Source organism: Neobacillus drentensis (assembly GCF_036966985.1).
GTDB lineage: Bacteria > Bacillota > Bacilli > Bacillales > Cytobacillaceae > Neobacillus > Neobacillus drentensis_E.
This window is the reverse complement of record NZ_JBALSN010000807.1, coordinates 1-1,075: the sequence shown is the minus strand read 5'-3', so window position 1 is coordinate 1,075 and position 1,075 is coordinate 1. Positions and strand designations below refer to the sequence as shown.

Genomic DNA, 1,075 nt, shown 5'->3' with positions numbered 1-1,075 from the left:
TACATTCATGGAACAACAACTAGAAAAATCAACATTTCATCCTCGCAGTACAGGGCAAACCATTTTGCTGATTGCTGGGATTTTACTCATTGCCTTTAACCTGAGGCCAGCCATTACGTCTGTTGGTCCTGTGATCGGTGCCATTCGTTCTGATTTACAGCTTTCAAATGGACTGGCTGGTTTCCTCACGACATTACCACTGCTCTCATTCGCATTGCTATCTCCCATTGCACCTAAAATCGGAAAACGTCTTGGGAATGAACGAACACTTTGGCTTGGGCTTGCTGTCCTGCTCTTTGGGATTGTCATTCGTTCATTGGGCAGCATCACCTTTTTAATGATGGGAACAGCGCTAGTCGGCGTCGGGATTGCGATTTGTAATGTGCTTTTACCTGGACTTGTGAAACATAAATTCCCTGCACATGCTGGATTAATGACAAGCGTGTATACGACATCGATGTCCGTTTTTGCTGCACTTGCATCTGGTGTCAGTGTTCCGCTCAGTCATGCGATGCCTGGCGGCTGGAATACATCATTCCTTGTCTGGGCCGGACTTGCCCTTCTTGCGATGATGGTGTGGGCGCCGCAGCTTCTTCATCAGAACACAGCGGCTGTCAAAAGCATTTCACTCAAAGAGCAGCCAATATGGCGTTCACGTGTCGCATGGCAGGTGACCTTTTTTATGGGCTTGCAATCATTCCTTTTCTACAGCAGTATCGCATGGTTTCCTGATATTTTGACATCACATGGCATGAACCTAGCGACAGCGGGATGGATGCTCTCTATTATGCAGTTCACTGGTCTGCCATCCACCTTCTTAACGCCCGTTTTTGCAGAAAAATTAAAAACGCAAAGACCGCTTGTCGTCGGCCTTGTCCTTGTGTATTTACTCGGCATGATGGGTCTCCTTCTCGGAGGGTCGACGCCTATTCTTGTCATCTCTGTGCTATTCATCGGCGTCGGACAAGGGGCCAGTATCAGTCTTGCCCTCACATTTATCGGATTACGAACAACCAATATGGAACAAGCAGCTGCCCTTTCTGGAATGGCGCAGTCACTCGGTTATCTATTAGCC

The 1,075-nt window shown here is 47.8% G+C and carries 1 protein-coding gene; it reads left to right on the top strand.

Annotation, left to right across the window (positions count from 1 at the left end):
- Nucleotides 1–7: 7 nt before the first annotated feature.
- A partial coding sequence (locus tag V7659_RS31925) for a CynX/NimT family MFS transporter (RefSeq protein ID WP_335543973.1) occupies nt 8–1,075 on the top strand: 1,068 nt, incomplete at its 3' end.